This is a genomic window from Lactobacillus kullabergensis (assembly GCF_003151025.1).
Classification (GTDB): domain Bacteria; phylum Bacillota; class Bacilli; order Lactobacillales; family Lactobacillaceae; genus Lactobacillus; species Lactobacillus kullabergensis.
Genome location: NZ_CP029477.1, coordinates 1694016 through 1715908 on the forward strand (window position 1 = coordinate 1694016; position 21893 = coordinate 1715908).

Consider the following 21893-nt stretch of genomic DNA (forward strand, 5'->3'; position numbering starts at 1 on the left):
TGTTATTTTTATATTAATAATTACTATAAATTATGCTTAATAATATGAGTGAAATAGGTAACAAGATACACCGCAACTTCGATGACAGCTATAAAGAAAGTTACTGGCAAATTCGTAATATAGCCCAAATATAGACCAAGCCAGACGCCAATCAAGGCAAAAAAGACAGACCAGCCAATCATCGCCGGAATTGTTTTCCCTAAATAGTTTGCAGTGGCTGGTGGTAATGTTAGCAAAATAAAAACTAAAAGTGAGCCCACTATTTGAGCACCAATTGATACCGACATCGCCAGAGCAATTAAAAAAATAACACTGACTGCACCAGTTTTTACTCCATGAGCAAGAGCACCAATATGATCAAATGAATCGAAATTTAATGAGCGCTGAATGCTAAAAATCATCAACAATACAATTATAGAAAGAGCTATAAGTTGGATCACGCCCTGATGATCAACGCCGATAATACTGCCAAATAAAATATTCGTAGCATAATTGCTGTTAGCACCTGAAATGGCAAGAAACAGCACTCCTAAACCAGTAAATAGAGCTGAAATAGCACTAATTGAGGATTCCTTTTGTTCACTATGAAGTGACAATTCCCCAACACTGATAGAACCCAAGAGAGTGAATAAAAGCATCCCCCACAAAGGCCCAATTCCCAGCCAAACTGCAAATGCAGCACCTGCAAAACCAATTTCGGAAAGCGTGTGTGCCAAAAAACTAAAGTTGCGAGCGACTACATAAACACCAACAGTGCCACAAGTTATCGCAATAAAAGTACTCGCCAAAAATGCATTACGCATAAAGCCATATGCAAACATTATTCATATGCCTCCTTAAATTGGGACATTTCGCCATGTTCAATTTGACCATGATTTAAATATAAATAGTTTTGCATATACTTGTGAGCTAATGATATATCATGAGTTACAAACAAAACTGTTATTTTATGTTTTTCATTCAAATGTCTGATCAGCTTCATCAGCTCATCTTTTGCCATAGGATCAAGACTTGCCGTAGCTTCATCTAAAATAATCATATTAGGATTATCAAGCAGGGCTTGAGCTAAATAGGCTCTTTGTTTTTGCCCGCCTGAAGCTTCCCCCATACGAGTATTTTTAATTTGATATAAATTGGTTTCCTCTAACTGCTTTTTTATTGCTTCCTTAGTTCGGCTGTTTTTAATAATCGGTGCATTCAAACCCACAAAAGCCTCAATTGATAATGGATATTCAGCATCAATATTGCGAAACTGCGGTACATAACCCAGACGAACATCGTCTGCAAATGTAAAAGATCCCGAGCTAGGAGTCAACATCTTCATTAAAATATTTATTAAGGTAGTCTTTCCAGTACCATTGGGACCTAACAGTGCAGTCAATGAGCCCCTTTTTAACTTGAACTTTAAGTTCTCAAAAACATTATTTTTATCAAATCTCATTGAAAGATTATTAACTTCTAAAATATCAGACAATTTGCATTTTCCTATATTATCTATTTAAAATTGCCCACTTTGATAAATTGATTAACATCAATTGGGTAATATTTACGACCCTTAATCTTAACGCGACCGCCATATGTCCGCACATAATTGCCACGGTATAACTTGTTTGTACCAACCCGTTTCCCTTTGCCATCGTAAAGGTAAGCATTGTGGCTTAATGGACGTAATTTGCCTTCAACGTTGCTGGCAACAACATATTGATTAACACCTATTTGCAAATACTTTCTTTTTTTAATGGTTTGATTGCCATAAATTGTTAACTTGGTACCAGCCTTTTTAGTTGGTAAATCAGTCGCCACACCATTTTCATCATAAACCAATGCATTATGAATTAAGACTTTAGTAGCAACTGGCTTAGGTAGCACAGCCGGCTTTTTAGCAGGTGTTGCAGGTGCTGGTGGAGTTACTGTATCATTATCAACAGGTGCATTATCAGCTGGCGTTCCTTGATCATAATAATATTTAACCAGATCAAAGAAATCATCCATTGAATAACCCCATTTGGCAAAGTAACCATCCGGATCAGTATGATCAGTACCTCCTAAAAAGGTAGACACAGCATGGTGAGACCAAATTGTCCCTTTGCCATCATGAACAGCGTTGTCAGGTTCCAAATTATATCTGTGCAAAATTTGCGCAACATAAATTGCGTCATTATTCACGCCTTTGGCAAAATCAGCCAGATTGTTTTCTTCACACAGTTCCACTTGCACAAAACGATTGTTGGCAACAGGACCAGCACCCCATACACCGTAATCTGGGCTTGTCATTTGAATAACACCTGTTTTATCCACAAAAGCATGAACATAAGAATAAATATTCATCCATTCACGATTAAAATAAATACATTCATTACGTGCAGTAGCATTGGGTGTTGCAGTTTCGTGAATAACAACGCCTTCAGGCTTGCCATTGCGATAATTAATCGGATTAGCAGCAGAAAAATCGTTATATTTAATACCTTCTTGCGCTAATACTTGTTCTGCATAAGTTACACCGCTGAAACTATTTTGCTTAGCAGTATCATTAATTGTACTTGCTTGTACTATCATCGTCTCTGGAGCAGCAACAGTTGCAATGCTCGCTCCTAAAGCTAAAACGGCAATCAATTTCTTCATTTTTAACGCCTCATAATAATCATTTTCGGACTACTTCAGCCAAATCCTGATAACTATCATTCATCCAGTCAAGATAATTAGTATTATCCGGGATGGTCTCTCTTACTTTTAAGATACGAATATTTTGCTTTTTAGCCAATTTTAGAAAAGTGTCTACTGTAGAACTTGAAGTTTGTTCATTGACCACAAAAAACGCAATTTTCCGTTTCTTAATGCCATCAGTCATTTTTTGAACAGCAGCCGGACTCGGATCTGTATTATTTTGGATTGCTTTCTCAAAGTCTTTATTTGCGACTTTAATGTTGACAGAACTTAACGCATAGTCAAAAACCGGCTCACTGACATAAACGGGCTTTTCAACGTGGTGACTTAATTTAGCAGAAGTCCTTTTAATACGGGCAATTTCAGCTAAATACCTTTTCCCGTTTTTTCTATAATAACGAGCATGCTTTGGATCTTTTTTACACAAGCTCTTAACTAAGTAATTAACATACTTGGTGGGCATAGTCAAATCAAACCAAATATGCGGATTATCACCTTTTTTTAAACCCATCAGGTCTTCACCAACGCGAACCGGCTTTTTGTCAACTGAAGAAGCCAATTTATCCATCCAACTGTCGTAACCTAGGCCATTTTCTATTACTATGTCTGCGTTAGATAGAGCCTTGGCATCGTTAGTAGTAGGTTGAAAATCGTGAGGGTCAATTGCAGATTTTTTAATAATTGCTTCTGCTTTGCCATATTTGCCAACTATATTTTGAGCAATGTCAGAATAGACATTCGTCGTCGTCATAATTGATATCTTACTGCTTTTGTGTGACTTTTGTGAACATGCACCTAATGTTAAAAGAACTATGCCTAATAAGGTAACTGTAGCAAATAACTTTCTAAATTTAACAAATTTCAATATTGTTGTCATTCCTTTTCGTATTTAAGTGTAGTTTTTAAGTAATAAGGCAACTTTTTAATTGCAGTACAAAATAAAAGTTACTTACAATTAATAACCATTATACACTAATTAGGGAGTGCTTTAAAAGCAACGCCTTATTATAGTTTCGTTACAGTTTCATTGCTTTAAAAAAATAAATTTAAGGTAATCAAAAAGCACGCCGTAAATTCGCGTGCTTTCTGAGTAAGTAAACAAACAACTATAAAATTATAAACTACAACCCAATTAAATGGGCAAAAACTGGAACTAACAGATTATCCACTAAAGCTGTCGCAACAACTGCCACTGCAGCAGTTGCTCCTTGCACAGAGCCCATTTCCAATGCAAAAGCTGAGCCGATAGTATGGCCTGCAGAACCTAAACCCAAGCCTGTTCCCAATGGATCACTATTTAAGTTGAACCACTTAACTAATTGTTTGCCTAAGGCGTAAATTACTACAGCATTAAGTATGCATGCCATAGCTGTAACCGAAGCATTGCCCCCGATAGCTTTTGTTATTGGCATAGCTACTGCAGTAGTAGCAGACTGACTTAGCATTGACTTTATTCCGACAGTATTTAAACCAACTGCTTTAGCGACAAGTGTTATTAAAGCCATTGAAATTAACGTACCAAAAACCAACCCTAAAAGAATAACCAGCCAGTTTTTCTTTACAACATCATTACGCTTATACAATGGTACCGCGAAAGCAATTGTAGCTGGCGTGATGAACCAGAAAATAATATCTCCACCTGGTTTATAAGCTTTAGCATAAACAGTAGCTGTTGAAACATCAAAGCACTTAGCAAGGATAATCAGAATTGCTATTCCCAAAACCATTGCTACAAAGAGTGGTTGAAAAAGGAAAAAACCTTTTGATTTTTTGAACAGCCATTGTCCAGTTAAAAATACAATTAATGACAAGAAAACTCCAAATAATGGATTCGTAATATATTGCATTATTTAACATCCCCTACTTTTTTGTGATTCATAACAGTTAGTTGATTATTAGTTACTTTTCCTATAACCCAACTAAAGAATTTAGTGGTATAAGCAGTTACAACTAACAAAATGATTGTAGAAGCAATTACCACTATAATTAGTTGTATTCCCTGCTCTTTCATAATCTTTAAATTTGCGGCTAAAGAGATTCCAGAGGGAACAAACATGAAACTAATTAGTGAGATTAGTGCACTGCCAAAAGAATCTACCCATTCAACTTTGATTACATGAAAAGTCAATAAAAAATAAAGCAAAACTAACCCTATCACTGGAGTCGGTACGGGAAAAGACTTTGGCATCAAATCAGAAATTACTTGTGCCACAAACAAAATTGCAGCATAAATAAACATTTGTACTAAAATTGGAGCTGATTTTGTTTTTTCTTTTTTCATAAGATCGATTTCCTTTCTCATTTTCAGCTTTCTTGCTTTCAAGTAATAAGATAATAGAAAATATGATTTTTGTAAGCGATTAACTCGTGAATTGCAAAAAATGACCTGTGAACTGCACTAAAGCAAATTCACAAGTCAATATAAATTAGAGAACTATTTACAAACCTAATTTTTGATTTAATTCTTTGCGGTAGGATCGACCTACCTGAACTCTAGAATTATTATTCATAATCAACATCAAGGTATGATTAAACCAGGGCTGGACCTCCTTGATATCTTCAATATTTACAATGGCATTTCTATGGACTTGTAAAAAGCATGGCTCTGTTAATCGTTCCTTTAACCAAGCTAAGGTCTTGCGTGTTTCGTATTTTTGCTTGCTCGTTTCAATTGTTAGTACACCATTATTAACCGTTGCAGCTATAACTTCCAGTTTCTTAATAACCACATTGCGATCTTCAAGCTCAATACTAAGAATATCACTTCCCGCTTTTTGAACCTGCACAGAATTATTATTTTGACTGCTTAAAACTTTCACAGCCTTTTGCAATGCCTGATCAACCCTCTCTTGTTCGAATGGCTTCAGTACATAGTCAAGTGCACCAACATCAAAAGCCTTCACAGCATAGTTATCATACGCAGTAGCAAATACAATCATCGGTGAATAGCTCAGTTGTTTCAATTCATCGGCCAGTTTAAAGCCGTTTTCTTCATTAAGTGAAATATCTAAGAATAGCAGATCAATTTTATATTTAAGCAACGTTCCCTGTGCTTCCTTGATATCTTCTGCTTCATAGAGTTTGACGTTTTGCTTATTTAAAACTGAACTTTTTTTGATCAAATAAGATAATTCAGTGCGGGCTAATGGTTCATCATCAACTACCAAAATTTTCATTTCTAGCTCCCCCTTGACCTTCAAAATCACTTTTTTCAGCTTGTCTCAATGGTATCTCGGTTTTAAAAGTAGTTCCATTTTTACCAGTTTTGATATGCAATTGACTATTTGTGCCATATAAACCTATCAGACGCTTATTTAAATTATAGAGTGCCGTACCACTGCCGCCAGATTCACTTATTGGCTCTTGACCCAGCCTTTTTAAAATTTCCGGTTTAATACCAACACCATTATCACTTACTAAAATCTGCAAGTAATCTTTTTTTTGACTTAAATTAATGATAATTTTGTTACCAGTTTTTCTGCCTTTGAAGGCATGTTTGATGGCATTTTCCACAAAGATTTGTAAACAAAACGATGGCAGAAGCGTACTATCAGGCACACTGATTTGATAGTCAATTTTAAATTTATGCGGAAAACGCAGCTCTTCAATTCCAGTATAAGCACTAACATACCTTTTTTCCTGATCAAGGGTAATTTCTTTTGCCTGGCCATTTTTCAAACTTAATCTAAAAAATGTACTAAGCTGCATTAAAGCTCTGTGAGCTTCACTAACATCAACCCTCATTAAGGCGCCAATTGTATTAATTGCATTAAATAAAAAATGCGGATTAATTTGAACTTGTAATGCCCGAATTTCAGCTTCATTCACCAAACTGGTCTGCTGTTCTGCAATGCCAATAGCCAATTGTCCTGAAAAAATCATAGCAAGACCGCGAACCAAATTTTCTTCAACTACTGTCATTTCTTGTTCAGCACAAAAATAGAGTTTCAAAGCTCCAATCGTTTTTTTGTTTACTTGCAGTGGACAAACGATAGCGGATGTTAATGGGCAATTCGGATGAGGACAACCAATTTCTTCTTTTGAATGAGCCAGTTTTTCATGTCCTGAAGCAATAACTGTTTTAGATAAATCAGTTATTACCGGCTCACCAGCAATGTGGTGATCTTGTCCAGCGCCAACATGAGCCAGTACATTAACACGATCAGTTAAGCCAACCGCATCAAAATTAGTGTATTTTTTGATAATTTTACAGACATGCTCTGCAGAATCAAAGTCCAGGCCATGGCGAAAATAAGGCAATGTTTTATTAGCCAATTCCAAAACGTCTTTAGTTTGCACAGCCCGCAATTGACGCTCATTTGATAAATAGGTTTTCAAAATTTCTATAAACAAGCAAGAACCAATTGTGTTTAACAATATCATGGGTACAAAAATTAATTTAATCAAGCCGAAACCATGAAATGCAAAAATAAATGCCATTTGAATCAGTTCTGCTAAAAAAGATAAAACTGCTACCCAAAAGGTTGATGGGTACAAATTATTTTTCTTAACTTTATCACCTAAAACGCCAATTAAATATCCGATTAGAACTGAACTGACAATATAAAAATAATCCGAAAAGCCACCAAAAATCACACGGTGTAACCCACCCACTAAACCAACTAAAAGTCCTACATATGGTCCAGCAGTCAAACTCGCAGTAGTGATAACCAGCATCCTGGTATTTGCTATTGAGTCAGACTGGGGTAATTCTGTCAGAATAAGCGGGGTGACTATTTCTTTTGAGCTCGAAATTTCTACACCGGTGAGATTGGCAATGACAACGAAGAGTGAAAAAATGATAAATAACCAGATTTGCGATTTTAAGGTTCTTTTTTCAATTAAATCTCTAAAAAAGCGCATGTTAACAAGGAGAAACGCCAGAATCATAATAATACCCAGGCGTTCTGATAATAATATGAATAGATTGAACACGTTTTTCTCCAATCCGTAAACTAAGCTGGAATTAACCTTTTATATCATATAAGTATGACAATTTTTTCAGCTTACGCAATAGAAATCGTATTCAACTGCTCAAAATAGTGGCTGAAATGATTAAATCTTCGCCTTAAATTCACTAAGATTTTTGAAACTTATTGCTTATGAAATTTATTAAACAGATAAAGGGCAGTCATCTAACTGGTAATTTGCTTTTATTTATTTGCTGTCAAGTGATACCATTAATAATATATTAATTGCTAAAGCAGTTTAAAAGGAGAGAAAAATGAAACTAAAGAAATCACTAATTTCAGTCATTGCTTTAATAAGCTTGGGGACAGTTGGAAGTCAGATCAACAATTCCGCAACTACTGTAGAAGCGAAAAAAGTACCAACCGTTTATCCTAAGGCAATGCGGGGCAACTGGTATTTTTTCAATAAAGAAGATATAAATTATCCGTTCGTCACCAAAGAAACTTTTACTAAAACTAAAGTTACCAGAACGTATTATTATGGCGAAAATCCTAAAAAAATGAAGATGGGAACTGATTCTAAATTTTTACATAAATATATCCCACATACTGCTACAGATGCACTTGGCAGCGATGATAATAAAGCTTTACATTGGGAGTTTCTAACTGGTTATAAAAAAGAAGGTGGCCATAAATGGTTGAACGTAAAACAGTGGAACTCAACTAATGCCATCGGCGGTCACGAAGAAGATGGAGGTCTTTTTTACAACGTGTCGAAGCTTAAAGGACATCAAGTATTAACTGAGGCTAATGTTATGCATGGCAGCAAAATACACAATTGTGCTCACTGGTACCGTTCCAAGAAATTGGCCCGGAAATGGTCATTACATGAATACAAAGGATTTTTATATTAACGTTTTTATATAGTCAATATTTTTTAATCTTTTATTTATAATGCAATAGAGTGATCTATATAATTGAAGACATTCAGCTTATAAGCATTAATTTACAAGCAAAAACTGCACTGAGCTTTTTAAACAGCCCAGTGCAGTTTTTGTATAATTCAATTAAATTTTGTTATTTATCTTCTTGTTGGTTAACCGGCTTTTTCCACAGACCTAAAATGACGCCTGCAACAATGGAGCCAATAAGAGTAGCAACAAAGTAAAGCACAATATGGTTAGCAAGCGGAGATACCCAGAGACCACCGTGAGGTGCAGGAACACCGATGTGCCATATGCCCACTAGAGCGCCACCAACAGCAGAACCAATGATGCATGAAGGTAGAACGTGTCCAGGATCAGCTGCAGCAAATGGAATAGCACCTTCGGTAATGAATGAAAAGCCTAAAATCCAGTTGGTTAAACCTGCACGGCGCTCATCCAAAGTATATTTATTCTTAAAGAAGGTCGTACCAATTGCAGTCGCAAATGGTGGTACCATACCCCCAACCATTACGGCAGCCATCATTACAGCAGCAACAGTTGAATGAGGATCATTGGCAAAAGCACCTGAAGCAAAGACATAAGCAGCCTTGTTGAAAGGTCCACCCATATCAATTGACATCATGGCAGCTAAAATAGTTGTCAAAACAGCTAAGTTGCCCGTACCCATTTGGTTTAAGAAGTTAGTAATGGCAAAGTTAACCGCACTAAAGACTGGGTTAACAATGTAGTACATGATCAGGGCTATGAAGAGCAGGCTCAAGATTGGATAAATGAGCATTGGCTTCATTCCTTCAAGAGACTTAGGCAACTTGGCAAATAATTTCTTTAAACCAACTACTAAATAACCAGCAATAAATCCGGAAGCAAGTCCGCCTAAGAAACCGGCAGGTGATTTAGCATTAGTTACCACATTGGCAACATAAGCACCACCATATGCACCACTATAAACCGTGGCCATAAAACCACCGACAAAACCAGGCATTAAAGCAGGCAGGTCACCGATTGATTCAGCGATGTAACCTGACAAAATTGGTACCATGAATGCAAAGGCCATGTTACCAGCATTATTCAAGAAAATAAATGCAGGAGATTTTGGACCACCAGCATAGTTTTCCACAATAAAGGAAATTGCCATTAAGATACCGCCACCGATAACAAATGGCAACATGTGGGAAACACCGTTCATGAGGTTCTTGTAAATTGAGCCCCAAACGCCTTCTTTAGCATTGTCACCATCATCGCTGCTCTTTTCACCATTTGAATGGTAAACGCTAGCTTTAGAATTCAAAATGTTATCAATCAATTCGTCAGGTTTGTTGATACCGTCAACAACTGGACGAGAAATTAACGGCTTACCATCAAAGCGTGGCATATCAACTTTCTTGTCCGAGGCAATGACAACACCTTGAGCACGGCTAATCTCATCAGCGGTCAATTTATCTTTGACACCTTCTGAACCGTTGGTTTCAATGCGGACATCAACGCCACGTTTTTTACCGGCCTTGATTAAAGCCTCTTGGGCCATATATGTGTGGGCAATACCGTTAATACATGCAGTAACGCCGACAATTAAAGGTTTTTCTTCCTTTTTAGTTTCACTAGCACTTGCGGCTTGCTCTTTCTCAGCTTTTTTAGCGGCATCTTTTTGTTTTTCAGCATCTTCAAAAAGCTGAATTACCTCTTCAGGGGTTTGCGCCTCTTTAAGTGCACTAACAAGATCCGGATCAATTAGTAAACCAGATAACTTAGCTAGAGCTTCAAGGTGAGTGTTATCAGCACCATCAGGTGCAGTAATCATAAAGAATAAATGAACTGGTTGACCATCAAGCGAATTATAATCAATTCCCTTTTCGCTTTTAGCAAAAAGCACGCGTGCCTTGTTAATTGTCTTATTACGGGCATGAGGCATTGCAATTCCATCACCAATACCGGTGGTAGATTCATTTTCACGAGCCCAAATTGACTTAATGAATTCATCTTCGTCATTGACGATGCCAGTTTTGACTTCTAAATCAGCCATTTCCTTAACAGCATCTTCTTTATTAGTCGCTTTAAGCGACATAATCATGGATTCAGGAGCCAAAATATCTTTAATTTTCATTTTAAATTCTCCTCAAATTACGAAATTTCTTCAACATTAATTTGCGGCAAGACCGCATCAATCTGACTTTTAACAGCAATATCTTTAGTAAAGGCTGTGGCAGCACCACAAGCCATACCGATGCGGAAGCTTTGAGCTGGGTCTTTGGTTTTAACATAAGTACCAACAAAGCCAGCTGTCATTGAATCTCCAGCTCCAACCGAATTAACGGCAGTACCAACCGCTGCTTTGGCATAATAAAAGTGTTTAGGTGTAATCAAGTAGCCACCTTTACCAGCCATGGAGACCATAACATTTTGTGCACCCATGTCAAGCAATTTGCGCGCACACTCAAGCATTTCCTGATCTGACTCAAATGTAGTTTTGAATAGATCAGCCAGTTCATGATGATTTGGTTTAATTACCAGAGGTTTATAACTCAAAGTGTCTAGCAAAGCCTGACCAGTAGTGTCAATTACAAATTCTGCTCCTGCTTCTTTAATAATAGGTAAGAGTTCTTTATAAAAATCAACTGGCAAGCTTGGTGCTAGGGAACCACTCAAAACCACAATGTCACCTTTTTGCAAATCGCTAAGACGTGCTTTAAAAGCGGTTATTTCCTGATCTGTAATATTAGGACCAGCGGCATTAATCTCTGACTCCTCTTCTGCATGTATTTTAACGTTCACGCGAGTCACGTCAGAAATAGTGACAAAATCATTAACAATGCGGCGCTGGTTTAGCTGACGTACCAACTCTTTACCCGTAAAGCCACCAACAAAACCCCAGGCAGTATTATCTATATCCAACTGGTTAAGAATTTGGGAAACATTAATTCCCTTGCCACCAGCCAAAAACGTGCAGTTATCAGCACGATTAACTTCACCACGGTTAACCTGCTCTAATTGAATTACATAATCCAAAGCAGGATTAACGGTAACCGTATAAATCATTAGCAAATCTCCTTCAAATTAATTTTAGCGGGCAACAATTTTTTATCTTTTGCACTTAAAGAAGTACTAAGTACTGTTACATCTTTGACTTGTGCAAAAGTCGCAAAACTACGCTCACCAATTTTAGAAGTATCGGTCAAAATGTATGCCTGATCAGCCTGAGCAATCTCCATTTTCTTAATTGCTGCTTCTTCAGTATCGGGCGTGGTCAAATTGCCGCTAGAGTCCAGTCCGTTAGTCCCAACAAAACTGGCGGAAAAATTCATTTGCTGCAATTGCTTTAGAGCTGTTTGCCCCACTACAGCATGAGTATTTTCTTTAATCCGCCCACCTAAAAGTATAGTCTCAATCCCATGATTAAGTGCACAAAGTGCAGTTTCTAAACCATTTGTGACAATCGTTACTCCTGGAATATTCGCAATAAAAGGAACCATTTCATAAGTTGTCGTACCTGCGTCAATAAAAATGTAATCATCTTGATGGACATAGTTTTTAACAGCATACTGAGCGATTAGTTTTTTATCATTATGATTCATTGAAAAACGAATGTGTTGCGACACATCATGAGTGAAGCTTTTGACTGACTGCGCACCACCATGTACCCGTTTAATCAGACCTTGTTCTTCCATCTGGTTAAGATCACGCCTAATCGTTGATTCAGATGTCGAAGTCATTGAGCAAAGATCACTCACTCGACACAAGCCATGCTGATTAACGTAGTCTTCAATCACTTTTTGCCGTTCCTGCGTTAACATACATTTCACCTCCAGACAGTATTTTATTCGCTTTGGCGTTTAAAAGCAATCATTTTCAATCATAATTCATCATTTTCTTGCAAAAACGAGCAGGCTTAAAGTTTATTAGCCTTATAAACAAAAAATCAACTGATAATTCAAGTTTAACTAATACTGAATTATTAGTTGATATTACTTAAAAACAAGCAACAGTAAAATCTTAACTAGTTTTGCCTTATTTGTGGTTAATTCAACAAATTTTTTATTTTTCTTTTTCAGACAAGAATAATGAGCCTAAAAATCCGATTATTGCAAAAGTCAGCATTAAGACAAAACCCCAGCGGTATGCAACTGTCAAATTTGCAGTCTCAGCATTTGAAGTACCACTCGCACACAAGCTAATTACTAACATTGATAACGCCGTTCCCAGTGAGCCACCGATTTGCCTTACCGTAGAAGAACCTGCATTAGCATGTGCAGTCATTTGAGGTTCTACCACATTAATACCTGCGGTAAACGTGGTCATCATAGTAAAAGATACGCCTACCATGCGTAAGGCATAGCATAAACTAATTAAAGCCAGACTTGTTTTGCTATTAAAAACAGTCATTGGGAACGTCCCTAATAAAAGCATAGAAAAACCAAAAAGTGCCAATTTTTTAATACCAAATTTATCAAATAAAACGCCCGATACAGGATTGCAAATGATCATTAATAGAGCCCCTGGCATCATTACTAAACCAGAGGTTAATGCACTCTCTTGTCTAGTAGTTTGTAAATATAAAGGTAAAACTAATTCAATTCCTACCATTGAAATGTTGCTAATAGTACTTAATAAAGTACACAAATCAAATTTTAAATTTTGAAAAACTCTAATATTAAGCAAAGGTTTTTTCATATGCAACTGCCGACGACAAAATAACAGAATAATTAGCAGACCTATTGTAAAGAATGCAGCTATTGTAATCGTAACTTTACCAGTGTTCCCAATATCTGACAGGGAGTACAAAATTAAACCAAAGCCGGCAATTGATTCAATAAATGATATTAAATCGGTAGTGTTTCTATGGGGTTCAATGATATTTTGCATACAAAAAGTTGCACAAATGGCTACCATACCACTGGCAATACTTAAAATGATAAAAAGCATTTGCCAGTCTGCATATTTTAAAATTAAGCCTGAAATTGTGGGACCAATAGCTGGTCCGAAGCCAATTACCAAACCAGTAATTCCCATCGCCACACCTCTTTTTTCAGGAGGAAACATAAGTAAAATGACATTTTGAATAAAAGGCATTAAACTACCAGCCGCAACTGCTTCAATAATTCTGCCTAGCAATAGCACCGGAAAATTAGGCGCAAAAACACAAATAAGTGAACCTGCTAAAAAAATAAGCATCATTGTTAAAAAGTTTTGTCTTAAGTTAAATGATTCAAAGATCCATGCCGACATGGGAATCATTAGCCCTACGACCAATAAATAAGAAGTAGTAAGCCATTGAGCAGTTGATTGATTAACTTTAAAAACCGTCATTATTGTTGGCAGAGCATTATTGAGAAAAGTTTCGGCCAACAGCGAAACAAATGCTCCAAATAGTAAAACAGCCATCATTAAATTTCTTTTTTTACTAGAAATATTTTTGATCATTTTTATCCTTTCATATATATAGCATGCTACACTTTTGCTAATAATAATTAAAAATTATCCGAAATTCTTTTTAAAACTTGTTCAAGATTTAAAATTTCTTGCTGAGACAACCCCTTGGTAATACGAGTATTAATATTTGTCATTATTGTGCGAATCTTGGCAATATTTTTGTCAATTAAATTAAAGCCTTTATCCGAAAGCCTTAAAACAATTTGCCTTTGATCATTTTCTAAACGCGACGTAACAATTAACTTATTTGCTTCTAAGCGTTTAACTATTCCTCTAATTGTAGGATGACTCAGCACAAAAGCATCTGCCACTTCTTTTTGGGTAATTTGTCGCGCTTTTGATTCATATAAATAAATCATCAGAGAAATTTGGGCACCTGTTAAAGAATAATCTCTAAAGATTTCTGCAAACTGCTTGTTTAATTCCTTTTCAATCAAAGTATTTGCAATTTTAATTTTGGGACCAATTCGATTCAAAAAAGTTGTCATATTATTTCCCTCAGAAATAAATCTCAGACTAATATTTTATCATACTGTAGTATACTACACTTTTTTATAATAAACATGTTTTTAAAAACTCAATTCTACAAAATTGGTCCAACCACGAGTGTGGTAAAATTAAAATATTACGTTATCAAAAGAAGGGTTATAAATTTAGTTATGAAAGACAAGCAGACTCCAGAATCATATCCCAAGATTTCTAGTAAACACCATATGAGAATTCATTGGAAAGAGTTCTTCAAAAGTTCAGATGATACTTTAGTCAAAGATATCACTTTGGTAGAAAAAGGATCTTTAGTCGGCAGAATCGGTATAATGCTGCTGCAATGTGGCACTGGAGCCTGGCGCGTGCGCGATTCGATGAATACCATTGCAAGGGCACTCAAAATCACTTGTTCAGCTGACATTGGTTTAGTAACTATTAGCTATACCTGCTTTGATGTTGATAACAAATCATACTCACAGACTCTTTCCTTACCAACTACAGAAGTAAATATGAACAAGCTCAATGAAATGGAAAAATTTGTCCGTAAATTTGAAACTGAAAATGATTATTTGACAATTGGAGCAGTTCACCACAAACTGAATCAAATTGAACGCCATACTCAAAACTATCCTCTAATCATTTCTGCTTTGAGTGCCGGTCTGGCGTGTGCTAGTTTTATTTTTCTACTTGGTGGAGGAATACCGGAAATGTTTTGCACATTTTTTGGAGCCTTTATTGGGAACTATTTGCGCCAATTATTAGGGAAGAAAAAAGTTACTTTGGTCGCCAAAATAACTGTTGGCGTAGCGATTTCCTGCGCCGTTTATTTCATCTGTTTTAGATTAGGCACATTAATTTGTGGCTGGAGTAACAATCATGCTTATGGTTACATCGGTTCGATGCTTTATGTCATACCTGGATTCCCTTTTATTACTTCTGGCCTTGATATGTCAAAGCTTGATATGCGATCAGGCCTTGAAAGATTAGCCTACGCAATACTAGTGGTCATGATTGCAGCAATGGTAGGCTGGGGCATGGCTACTATGCTCAACTTATCGCCAGGTGCCATGCCCAAATTAAATCTTAGCCCAACTTTATTAACAGTTTGCAGAATAATTGCCAGTTTCTGCGGTGTTTTTGGATTTTCGATCATGTTTAATGCCAAAGTATCAATGGCGACAGTAGCAGCAGTCATTGGTGCGTTAGCAAATACCCTGCGTTTAAGTCTAGTTGAATTTAACCACGTTCCGGCCGCCTTAGCAGCATTCACCGGAGCATTATTAGCAGGACTAATTGCCAGTTTTGTGCGGGATAAAGTTGGTTTCCCCCGTATTGCAATCACGGTTCCCGCAATTGTTATCATGGTTCCCGGTTTATACATGTATCGCGCTGTCTTTAATTTTGGTATCACCAATATCAACGTTGGTGCTTATTGGATTATGGATGCTTTAATGATTATTACTGCTCTGCCAATCGGTTTACTTACTGCTCGCATTTTAACGGACGCAAAATGGCGCCATTGCGACTAAAATACTTAACTGGAATTTTTAATTATTTTACCTAACTAGATTTTTAGTTAAGTATTTCATTAGGAACATATATGCTATAATTCTTTAATTTGTTCGTTTTTTGATCTATTATTGTTATTAAAATTATGCTAAACTAAGATAATAAGTTAAATACAAGAACATTATCAAGGAGGATTACATGAGTTCAGTTGTTACACCAGAATTTACCCGTGGCCTGCCTAAAGCCGAATTGCACTTGCATATTGAAGGTACTTTAGAACCTGAATTGAAATTAAAATTAGCTAAACGCAATCATGTTGATATAGGTCAGACTACCATCGCAGATGTCCAAAAGACATACAATTATCATGATTTAGCGTCATTTCTAGCTGTGTATTATCCAGCAATGAATGTTTTACAAACTGAAGAAGACTTTTATGACTTGGCTTGGGACTACTTAACTAAGGCTGCTGCCAATAATGTACGGCACGTCGAACTCTTTTTTGATCCCCAAGCTCATACCAGCCGTGGCATTCCCTTTGAAGTCGTACTCAATGGTCTTTATCAAGCTACGATTGATGCCAGAGCTTTAAATGTCGATGCTCATCTGATCATGTGCTTTTTACGTGATTTTTCAAAGGAATCAGCTAGAAAAACTCTGCAAGAAGGTCTGAAATACAAGGATAAAATTATTGGCATTGGACTTGATTCTGATGAACACAATAATCCCCCGCTAAAGTTCGCCCGGCAATTTGAAGATGCAGCAGCTGCTGGACTTCATATCACCACTCACTGTGATATTGATCAAAAAGATTCAATCGAACATATCCGTCAAGCTTTAGAAATTATGGAGGTTGAACGTCTTGATCACGGTACCAATATCGTGGAAGATCCAGATTTGGTAGAATTAGCAGCCAAAAGACAGATTGGCTTAACATCTTGTCCTCTGTCTAATAGTTTTGTGTCACCAGAGATGAAGGGTAAAGAAGTAATTGACCTTTTGAATGCAGGAGTCAAAGTATCAATTAACTCGGATGATCCTGCCTACTTTAAAGGCTATATTAGCGACAATTACTATGCTTTAGCGCAAAAATTTGATCTTAGCAAAGATCAAATAGTGCAACTTGCTAAAAATTCTTTTGAAACTTCTTGGATAAGTCAACGACAAAAGCAATTATATTTAGATGAAATTGATCAATTTGTAAAAGCAAACTCATAACTTAAAAATACAAACAAAAAGGCCAGCTCATATTAAATGAGTTGGCTTTTTCGCTGGTATAGTGTTTTATTTTATCTCTTAGAAATTATTTTTTTGATTATTTTACTTCTGAGCTGCAATTGCTTTGATTGCATTACGTCCTGAAAAGATGCAATATCCTGCATGTGTCCCCGGAATATTAACACCGTAAGTGTCACCATAAAGAACTGCAGAGCCATCGCCACCAATAGCATACAAACCCTCAATAGGTCTGCCCTTTGTATTCAAAACTTCGTTATTGGTGTTTACGCGTAGTCCATCACCTGTAGTGTATGCACCTACACCTAATTCGATAGCATAGAATGGACCGTCACCATCTACTGGCAACATGTATTTAGCCGGTTTATGAAAATCAGTATCTTCACCGTTGGCAGCCATTTCATTATAGTGCTTGACATATGCCACTAGGTTAGGGGTATCAATTTCTCGAGCTAATTCTTCCAGCGTTGCAGCTTTATGCAGGTATTCGCGACCTTCTTTTTCTGCTTTGGCAATATCATCACGCAAAGTGGGATATCTATCTTCTGGAACAAATGGCTTCATGGATCTCGGATAAGACTTGTCAGTGAAATCATCCAAGATCTTTTGGCTAAAAATGCAGAAGACGCGGTCTTGACGGTTCATTGAATTGCCTTCATTAGCCCAGTTGACTACAGCTGCACTTTCATCGACAAAACGTTCACCTAGTTCGTTAACCCACATTTGCGGTTGATCACAAACTGAACTCCAGATAGCAGTACCCCACAATTTAAATGATGGGACTGTCTTATCTTTCAATTGACCGCCAAACATCATCGCCATTCCGGTAAAGTACTTCTTAGCGCCCAACTTCCAGGCCAATCTCAAACCGTCTCCCGTATTTTTACCAGAGTTAACTGGAATAATGTTGTCTGGATTTTGGTGAGGAGTACTTTCTAATAACTTTTGGTCATTTAAATAACCACCGGTAGCAAGCACAACATTTTTAGCAGTGACTATTTTGGTAACTTTTTCAGCCACATTGGTCAGTGTGACATCAAAAGTGTGGTCAGAATTTTGCTTTAAGTCCGTCACTCTAGTTAGGGTAGCTATGGTGATGCCCTTCTTCTTAGCATATGGTTCCAAACCGTTGTGAATGGCATCATGACCCTTGCCTTTAAACAAGTGCCAAGTTCTAGCTCCAGAACCTAAATTTGCTACCATTTCAATTTCAGCACCATGATCCTCAAGCCAGGAAACATTTTTGCCGGCATTGGCAATGTATTTTTGCCACATCTTGCCGTCTGCTTTGTAGTGCGAATATGTTAACTCTTCTTTGAGTAAATCATCTTTATCAAGAGTTGCATTATCCTTTTTTTGCATTTCGGAATCAGCAGCAAAAACTCCCTCAACATAATTACCAGTACCGCCTGTTGTTTTACCTTTTTCAACCAGCAAGGTCTTTAAATTATTATCAACAGCTTCATCTGCAGCAGCAAAGCCTGCAAGTCCTGCTCCCACAATTACTACATCATATTTTTCTTGTGTCATAATTTATTCCTCTAGTAAAAAATCATGTACAAATCAATTAATTCATATATGATTTTTGCCATAATCTACTTACCGGCTTTAGCAGTTTCAGCCGCATCAATTCCGGCTAGTCTACCAGAAATATAAGCAAAACCTAAAGTACCACCTTCAAAATCAACGTAAGCTTTGCCATACATTCCTGATGCATCGGCACCAGCTACGTAAAGGTTTGGTACTGGTTCACCATTTGGAGCTAAGGCGTGCATTTTTTCATCAATGGTTGCACCACCAAGAGTGCCTAGGTTACGGGCGATGAATTTCACAGCGTAAAATGGACCCTGCTCTACTGGAATCATTCTCTTCGTATCAGAGAAGAACAAGTCGTCCTCACCTTTCTTCTTAGCATTGTTGTATTGCGCAACTGATTTGGCCAAATTATCTTTGTCGACACCCATCTTTTCAGCCAATTCTTCGATAGTGTCTGCAACAAAAATAACATTGGTTGAAGCCAGTTTATTCAGTAATGAAGTAAAGTCAGTCTTCTCGTGTTCGTGCTTGATATTTTCATCAGTATCCGTTGGGAAGTTAAATTCCATGTAAAACTGATGGCGATTTTTCCACTTGCCATAGTGGTCTTCAATTGCAACTGTTCCGCCTTCTTTAATCTTATCCAGCATTGCCTGATCAAAGACAACGAATTCAGTTTGTTGTGGTTGTTCTGACAATTCTGCACCGTGAACAGCGAAATCTAGTGCATGGGTTTCACTAGCATAACGTTGACCACGATTATTAACACGCAAGTTCGGAAAATCAGCTAGGGCATTGACAGGCATCCAGTTTGGACCAACAAGTTTAGCCATTTCGCCAATATCTTTATCACTAAAAGTTTGCCAGAAGTAGTGAGTAGAACCATTAATGTGGTGAGCAGTACCAGCATCCCAGGCCATATTCAAACCATCACCGGTATTTTGCAAAACTTGACCTTGTGTGCTGACGTCGCCAAGATACTTTTTGCGCATTTCAGGACTGCCGCCAAAGCCACCAGTTGCAATAACGACTTTTTTAGCATTAACATGTAGTGTTTTGTCATCACCTTCGGCAATTAAACCAGTGACTTTACCTGCACTATCTTGCAACAATTTTTTACCTGCAAAGCCAAAGTACATCTTGCCACCGATTGACTTGAATTTTTCAATTAGTTTGGTTACGGCCTTAGTGCCACCTTCTTGATAGCCATGAAGAGTGGCTGGCATACCAATGTGATCGTAACTGCCACCAGTACCAGCATCAACCAATTTCATAATTGCGCCGTTTTCATTTAACCAGTCAACCGTCTTACCTGATTCGTCGATAATGCGGCGCACAAGAATTGAGTTCATGTAGCCTTGGGAGGCATCCATGTATTCGTCATAAAGCCATTTCTTAGAAACAACCGCATTTTGATCTTTTTGTTGTTGACTGTCGCCGGCAAACATACCACCAGCAAAAGTAGTCGCACCAAGTGGAGAAATGGTTTTTTCAAGCAAAGCTACACTTGCACCATGTTGACGAGCTGCTAAAGCGGCTGCTACGCCTGCACCACCAGCACCAACTACTGCGACATCAACATCAATAGTTTCTTCCTTCTTGCCAGCAGTTTGGCCACCATTTTCTTTAAGGGCATCAAAGTCAACCCCTGCCTTATTCAAGGCTTCTTTAACGCCTTCAATAATACCGTGTGAAGTTTCAGAAGCACCAGAAACAACATCAACATCGACTGATTGCTGATCCACAATTTTTTGTGCCATTTTCTTAAATGCGTTATCAGCCAAACTGTCGGGAGTATATTTATCTAACGGTTTAACATTTACTATCTTGTCTGAGTCAACCTCGACTTCAAGGTTGATTTGACTTTCCTTACCTTGACCAGAACCGGTATACTTTCCTGGGTTCTCGGTTATTTTTTTTGCCATATAAATGACCCCTTTCACTTTAAAAAATCTTATTCAGCATGACGACGAGCAGCATTTGCGTCTGGTAAAACTGCCAATACGATAATTTGGACTACAAAGACAAGGCCTTGAATAATAAAGGTTAATGCATAGTTCTTACCAGCAACTGAAGAAATAATAACGGGCAAGAAGAATGATAAGAGCAGTGATACTGTCCCAACGAGTCCACCAGCACTACCAGCATTCTTAGGACCGATCTCTGGGAATGTAATTGGCATAGCCTGCATAATTGGGCCAGTCATAGCGCCAAATACGCCACCAAGGATTAGTGCAATGCTTAATGGCATTCCTAATGGAATATACCAGGTTACGGCCATCAAAAGACCACCAAGAGCAGTAATGACAATCATCATTGGTTTGGCCTTTTTAGCCTTATTAATAACAGCTGGACCAAAGAGTGAACCAGCTAAACTACCAATAGTAGCGACAGAAGCAACCACACCAGCAGCTGCAGGAGTCATTCCCCTAGCAGCAAATGCTTGGGGCAAAATGCCTGAGAAGGCTTCACTAGCACCCATACCAAAGCCAACGGCTAAAGCAACGTACCAAGTTTTCTTACTTTTGGCAGCAGCCTTGAAGAATTCAAATGATGATTCAGATTTGCCTTGTTCTGTTTGGGGTTGTGGGACTTCTTCACCTTTTGGAGTGTCTTTAACAAAGATCACCCAGCAAACAGCTAGAACCAATAGTACAGTCGATGAAAAGATATATGCCTTTTCAACAGTTGGGAACAACGAACTGGTAGCTTGGGATAGCATAATTCCGACACTGGCTGAAGCAAAGAAGACACCCATAGCTGTGTTAGTATCTTGTTTAAACCAGGTACCAAAGATTTTCAGAGTATTAGCATTTAGCAGAGCCATATAAACTCCGAAAAGTAACAGGGTAATAAACATTGTGATAAAGTTATTAGCAAAAAGGCGACCATACGCACCTAGTACTGAGATAACTAAACCAACAGAAACGATTTTCTTAGCTCCGAACTTATCAGCAAGAGAGCCGGCAGGAATACTTAAGAAAACTGCAATAAGCATTGGTGCCATAAGCAAACTTTGGAATTGCGCTGGTGAAATATGCAGTGCTGGCATAATTTGGACAGCTAAAGCAGAGATCTGAAATTGAATGTAACTACTAATTGCATCAAGCAAAGCAGCTATTGCTAAGATTACCCACCTATAATTTGAAAGCTTAGGTAACTGTTTTTCATCCATGATATA

19 protein-coding genes are annotated in these 21893 nt (G+C 37.5%); 3 read left to right on the plus strand and 16 right to left on the minus strand.

Going from position 1 to position 21893, the window contains the following annotated elements; all coding sequences use genetic code 11:
- Positions 1 to 23: 23 nt before the first annotated feature.
- The 8 genes from DKL58_RS08070 to DKL58_RS08105 all read right to left on the minus strand — a co-directional run bounded on the left by DKL58_RS08070 (position 24) and on the right by DKL58_RS08105 (position 7554).
- A complete protein-coding gene (locus DKL58_RS08070) occupies positions 24 to 821 on the minus strand; it encodes a metal ABC transporter permease (protein WP_109586748.1) in 798 nt (265 codons plus the stop codon).
- A complete protein-coding gene (locus tag DKL58_RS08075) occupies positions 821 to 1441 on the minus strand; it encodes an ATP-binding cassette domain-containing protein (protein ID WP_109587028.1) in 621 nt (206 codons plus the stop codon). The genes DKL58_RS08070 and DKL58_RS08075 overlap by 1 nt, the downstream gene beginning before the upstream one ends.
- A 53-nt stretch (positions 1442 to 1494) precedes the next feature.
- Positions 1495 to 2622, minus strand: a complete 1128-nt coding sequence (locus tag DKL58_RS08080) for an SLAP domain-containing protein (RefSeq protein WP_109586749.1) — start codon at positions 2620 to 2622, stop codon at positions 1495 to 1497.
- A 19-nt stretch (positions 2623 to 2641) separates the two neighbouring features.
- Positions 2642 to 3541 carry a metal ABC transporter solute-binding protein, Zn/Mn family gene (locus tag DKL58_RS08085; protein WP_109586750.1) on the minus strand — a complete coding sequence of 300 codons (900 nt, stop codon included), beginning with the start codon at positions 3539 to 3541 and terminating at the stop codon, positions 2642 to 2644.
- Between the two features lie 244 nt (positions 3542 to 3785).
- Positions 3786 to 4511 carry an LrgB family protein gene (locus DKL58_RS08090; RefSeq protein WP_034978143.1) on the minus strand — a complete coding sequence of 242 codons (726 nt, stop codon included), beginning with the start codon at positions 4509 to 4511 and terminating at the stop codon, positions 3786 to 3788.
- Positions 4511 to 4945: a CidA/LrgA family protein gene (locus DKL58_RS08095; RefSeq protein WP_233560919.1), complete on the minus strand. Its 435-nt coding sequence runs from the start codon at positions 4943 to 4945 to the stop codon at positions 4511 to 4513. Before DKL58_RS08095 ends, DKL58_RS08090 begins: the two co-directional genes overlap by 1 nt.
- 157 nt (positions 4946 to 5102) lie before the next feature.
- The gene (locus DKL58_RS08100) at positions 5103 to 5840 is read right to left on the minus strand and encodes a LytTR family transcriptional regulator DNA-binding domain-containing protein (RefSeq protein WP_109586751.1); all 738 of its coding nucleotides are present in this window, start codon (positions 5838 to 5840) and stop codon (positions 5103 to 5105) included.
- Positions 5821 to 7554 (minus strand): LytS/YhcK type 5TM receptor domain-containing protein, encoded by a 1734-nt coding sequence (locus tag DKL58_RS08105; RefSeq protein ID WP_162542367.1) that lies wholly within the window; start codon positions 7552 to 7554, stop codon positions 5821 to 5823. The genes DKL58_RS08100 and DKL58_RS08105 overlap by 20 nt, the downstream gene beginning before the upstream one ends.
- 334 nt (positions 7555 to 7888) lie before the next feature.
- On the opposite strand from DKL58_RS08105, the gene DKL58_RS08110 reads away from it, so the two are divergent.
- Entirely contained in the window at positions 7889 to 8488 is a 600-nt protein-coding gene (locus DKL58_RS08110; RefSeq protein WP_045928627.1) for a hypothetical protein, read from the plus strand.
- A 163-nt stretch (positions 8489 to 8651) separates the two neighbouring features.
- Here DKL58_RS08110 and DKL58_RS08115 read toward each other — a convergent pair whose 3' ends face one another.
- From DKL58_RS08115 to DKL58_RS08135, 5 genes are all read right to left on the minus strand, one after another.
- The gene (locus DKL58_RS08115) at positions 8652 to 10622 is read right to left on the minus strand and encodes a PTS fructose transporter subunit IIABC (RefSeq protein WP_109586753.1); all 1971 of its coding nucleotides are present in this window, start codon (positions 10620 to 10622) and stop codon (positions 8652 to 8654) included.
- A gap of 17 nt (positions 10623 to 10639) precedes the next feature.
- On the minus strand, positions 10640 to 11554 hold the full coding sequence (pfkB, locus tag DKL58_RS08120; protein ID WP_109586754.1) for a 1-phosphofructokinase: 915 nt from the start codon (positions 11552 to 11554) through the stop codon (positions 10640 to 10642).
- Positions 11554 to 12309 (minus strand): DeoR/GlpR family DNA-binding transcription regulator, encoded by a 756-nt coding sequence (locus DKL58_RS08125; RefSeq protein WP_109586755.1) that lies wholly within the window; start codon positions 12307 to 12309, stop codon positions 11554 to 11556. The genes pfkB and DKL58_RS08125 overlap by 1 nt, the downstream gene beginning before the upstream one ends.
- Before the next feature lie 241 nt (positions 12310 to 12550).
- The gene (locus DKL58_RS08130; protein ID WP_109586756.1) at positions 12551 to 13936 is read right to left on the minus strand and encodes an MDR family MFS transporter; all 1386 of its coding nucleotides are present in this window, start codon (positions 13934 to 13936) and stop codon (positions 12551 to 12553) included.
- Positions 13937 to 13983: 47 nt separating this feature from the next.
- A complete protein-coding gene (locus DKL58_RS08135) occupies positions 13984 to 14433 on the minus strand; it encodes a MarR family winged helix-turn-helix transcriptional regulator (RefSeq protein ID WP_109586757.1) in 450 nt (149 codons plus the stop codon).
- A gap of 171 nt (positions 14434 to 14604) precedes the next feature.
- Here DKL58_RS08135 and DKL58_RS08140 point away from each other — a divergent pair, with 171 nt between their 5' ends.
- Both DKL58_RS08140 and add read left to right on the plus strand, forming a co-directional pair.
- A complete protein-coding gene (locus DKL58_RS08140; protein WP_109586758.1) occupies positions 14605 to 15960 on the plus strand; it encodes a threonine/serine exporter family protein in 1356 nt (451 codons plus the stop codon).
- Positions 15961 to 16138: 178 nt separating this feature from the next.
- Positions 16139 to 17158, plus strand: coding sequence for an adenosine deaminase (gene add / locus DKL58_RS08145; protein ID WP_109586759.1), 1020 nt, complete (start codon positions 16139 to 16141; stop codon positions 17156 to 17158).
- Positions 17159 to 17260: 102 nt separating this feature from the next.
- Here the strand turns inward: add and DKL58_RS08150 are convergent, their stop codons facing one another.
- From DKL58_RS08150 to DKL58_RS08160, 3 genes are all read right to left on the minus strand, one after another.
- Complete coding sequence (locus DKL58_RS08150; protein WP_109586760.1) at positions 17261 to 18706, minus strand: vinyl phenol reductase; 1446 nt, start codon at positions 18704 to 18706, stop codon at positions 17261 to 17263.
- A gap of 65 nt (positions 18707 to 18771) precedes the next feature.
- Positions 18772 to 20637, minus strand: coding sequence for an FAD-dependent oxidoreductase (locus DKL58_RS08155; RefSeq protein ID WP_109586761.1), 1866 nt, complete (start codon positions 20635 to 20637; stop codon positions 18772 to 18774).
- A gap of 29 nt (positions 20638 to 20666) precedes the next feature.
- The gene (locus DKL58_RS08160; protein ID WP_109586762.1) at positions 20667 to 21887 is read right to left on the minus strand and encodes an MFS transporter; all 1221 of its coding nucleotides are present in this window, start codon (positions 21885 to 21887) and stop codon (positions 20667 to 20669) included.
- Between the last annotated feature and the right edge of the window lie 6 nt (positions 21888 to 21893).

Coding starts and splice junctions, on each gene's coding strand:
- DKL58_RS08125 (WP_109586755.1), bottom strand. CDS start 12,309: ATGTTAACGCAGGAACGGCAAAAAGTGATTGAAGACTACGTTAATCAG.
- DKL58_RS08105 (WP_162542367.1), bottom strand. CDS start 7,554: ATGATTCTGGCGTTTCTCCTTGTTAACATGCGCTTTTTTAGAGATTTA.
- DKL58_RS08115 (WP_109586753.1), bottom strand. CDS start 10,622: ATGAAAATTAAAGATATTTTGGCTCCTGAATCCATGATTATGTCGCTT.
- DKL58_RS08080 (WP_109586749.1), bottom strand. CDS start 2,622: ATGAAGAAATTGATTGCCGTTTTAGCTTTAGGAGCGAGCATTGCAACT.
- DKL58_RS08100 (WP_109586751.1), bottom strand. CDS start 5,840: ATGAAAATTTTGGTAGTTGATGATGAACCATTAGCCCGCACTGAATTA.
- add (WP_109586759.1), top strand. CDS start 16,139: ATGAGTTCAGTTGTTACACCAGAATTTACCCGTGGCCTGCCTAAAGCC.
- pfkB (WP_109586754.1), bottom strand. CDS start 11,554: ATGATTTATACGGTTACCGTTAATCCTGCTTTGGATTATGTAATTCAA.
- DKL58_RS08135 (WP_109586757.1), bottom strand. CDS start 14,433: ATGACAACTTTTTTGAATCGAATTGGTCCCAAAATTAAAATTGCAAAT.
- DKL58_RS08090 (WP_034978143.1), bottom strand. CDS start 4,511: ATGCAATATATTACGAATCCATTATTTGGAGTTTTCTTGTCATTAATT.
- DKL58_RS08110 (WP_045928627.1), top strand. CDS start 7,889: ATGAAACTAAAGAAATCACTAATTTCAGTCATTGCTTTAATAAGCTTG.
- DKL58_RS08070 (WP_109586748.1), bottom strand. CDS start 821: ATGTTTGCATATGGCTTTATGCGTAATGCATTTTTGGCGAGTACTTTT.
- DKL58_RS08075 (WP_109587028.1), bottom strand. CDS start 1,441: ATGAGATTTGATAAAAATAATGTTTTTGAGAACTTAAAGTTCAAGTTA.
- DKL58_RS08155 (WP_109586761.1), bottom strand. CDS start 20,637: ATGGCAAAAAAAATAACCGAGAACCCAGGAAAGTATACCGGTTCTGGT.
- DKL58_RS08130 (WP_109586756.1), bottom strand. CDS start 13,936: ATGATCAAAAATATTTCTAGTAAAAAAAGAAATTTAATGATGGCTGTT.
- DKL58_RS08140 (WP_109586758.1), top strand. CDS start 14,605: ATGAAAGACAAGCAGACTCCAGAATCATATCCCAAGATTTCTAGTAAA.
- DKL58_RS08085 (WP_109586750.1), bottom strand. CDS start 3,541: ATGACAACAATATTGAAATTTGTTAAATTTAGAAAGTTATTTGCTACA.
- DKL58_RS08150 (WP_109586760.1), bottom strand. CDS start 18,706: ATGACACAAGAAAAATATGATGTAGTAATTGTGGGAGCAGGACTTGCA.
- DKL58_RS08160 (WP_109586762.1), bottom strand. CDS start 21,887: ATGGATGAAAAACAGTTACCTAAGCTTTCAAATTATAGGTGGGTAATC.
- DKL58_RS08095 (WP_233560919.1), bottom strand. CDS start 4,945: ATGAAAAAAGAAAAAACAAAATCAGCTCCAATTTTAGTACAAATGTTT.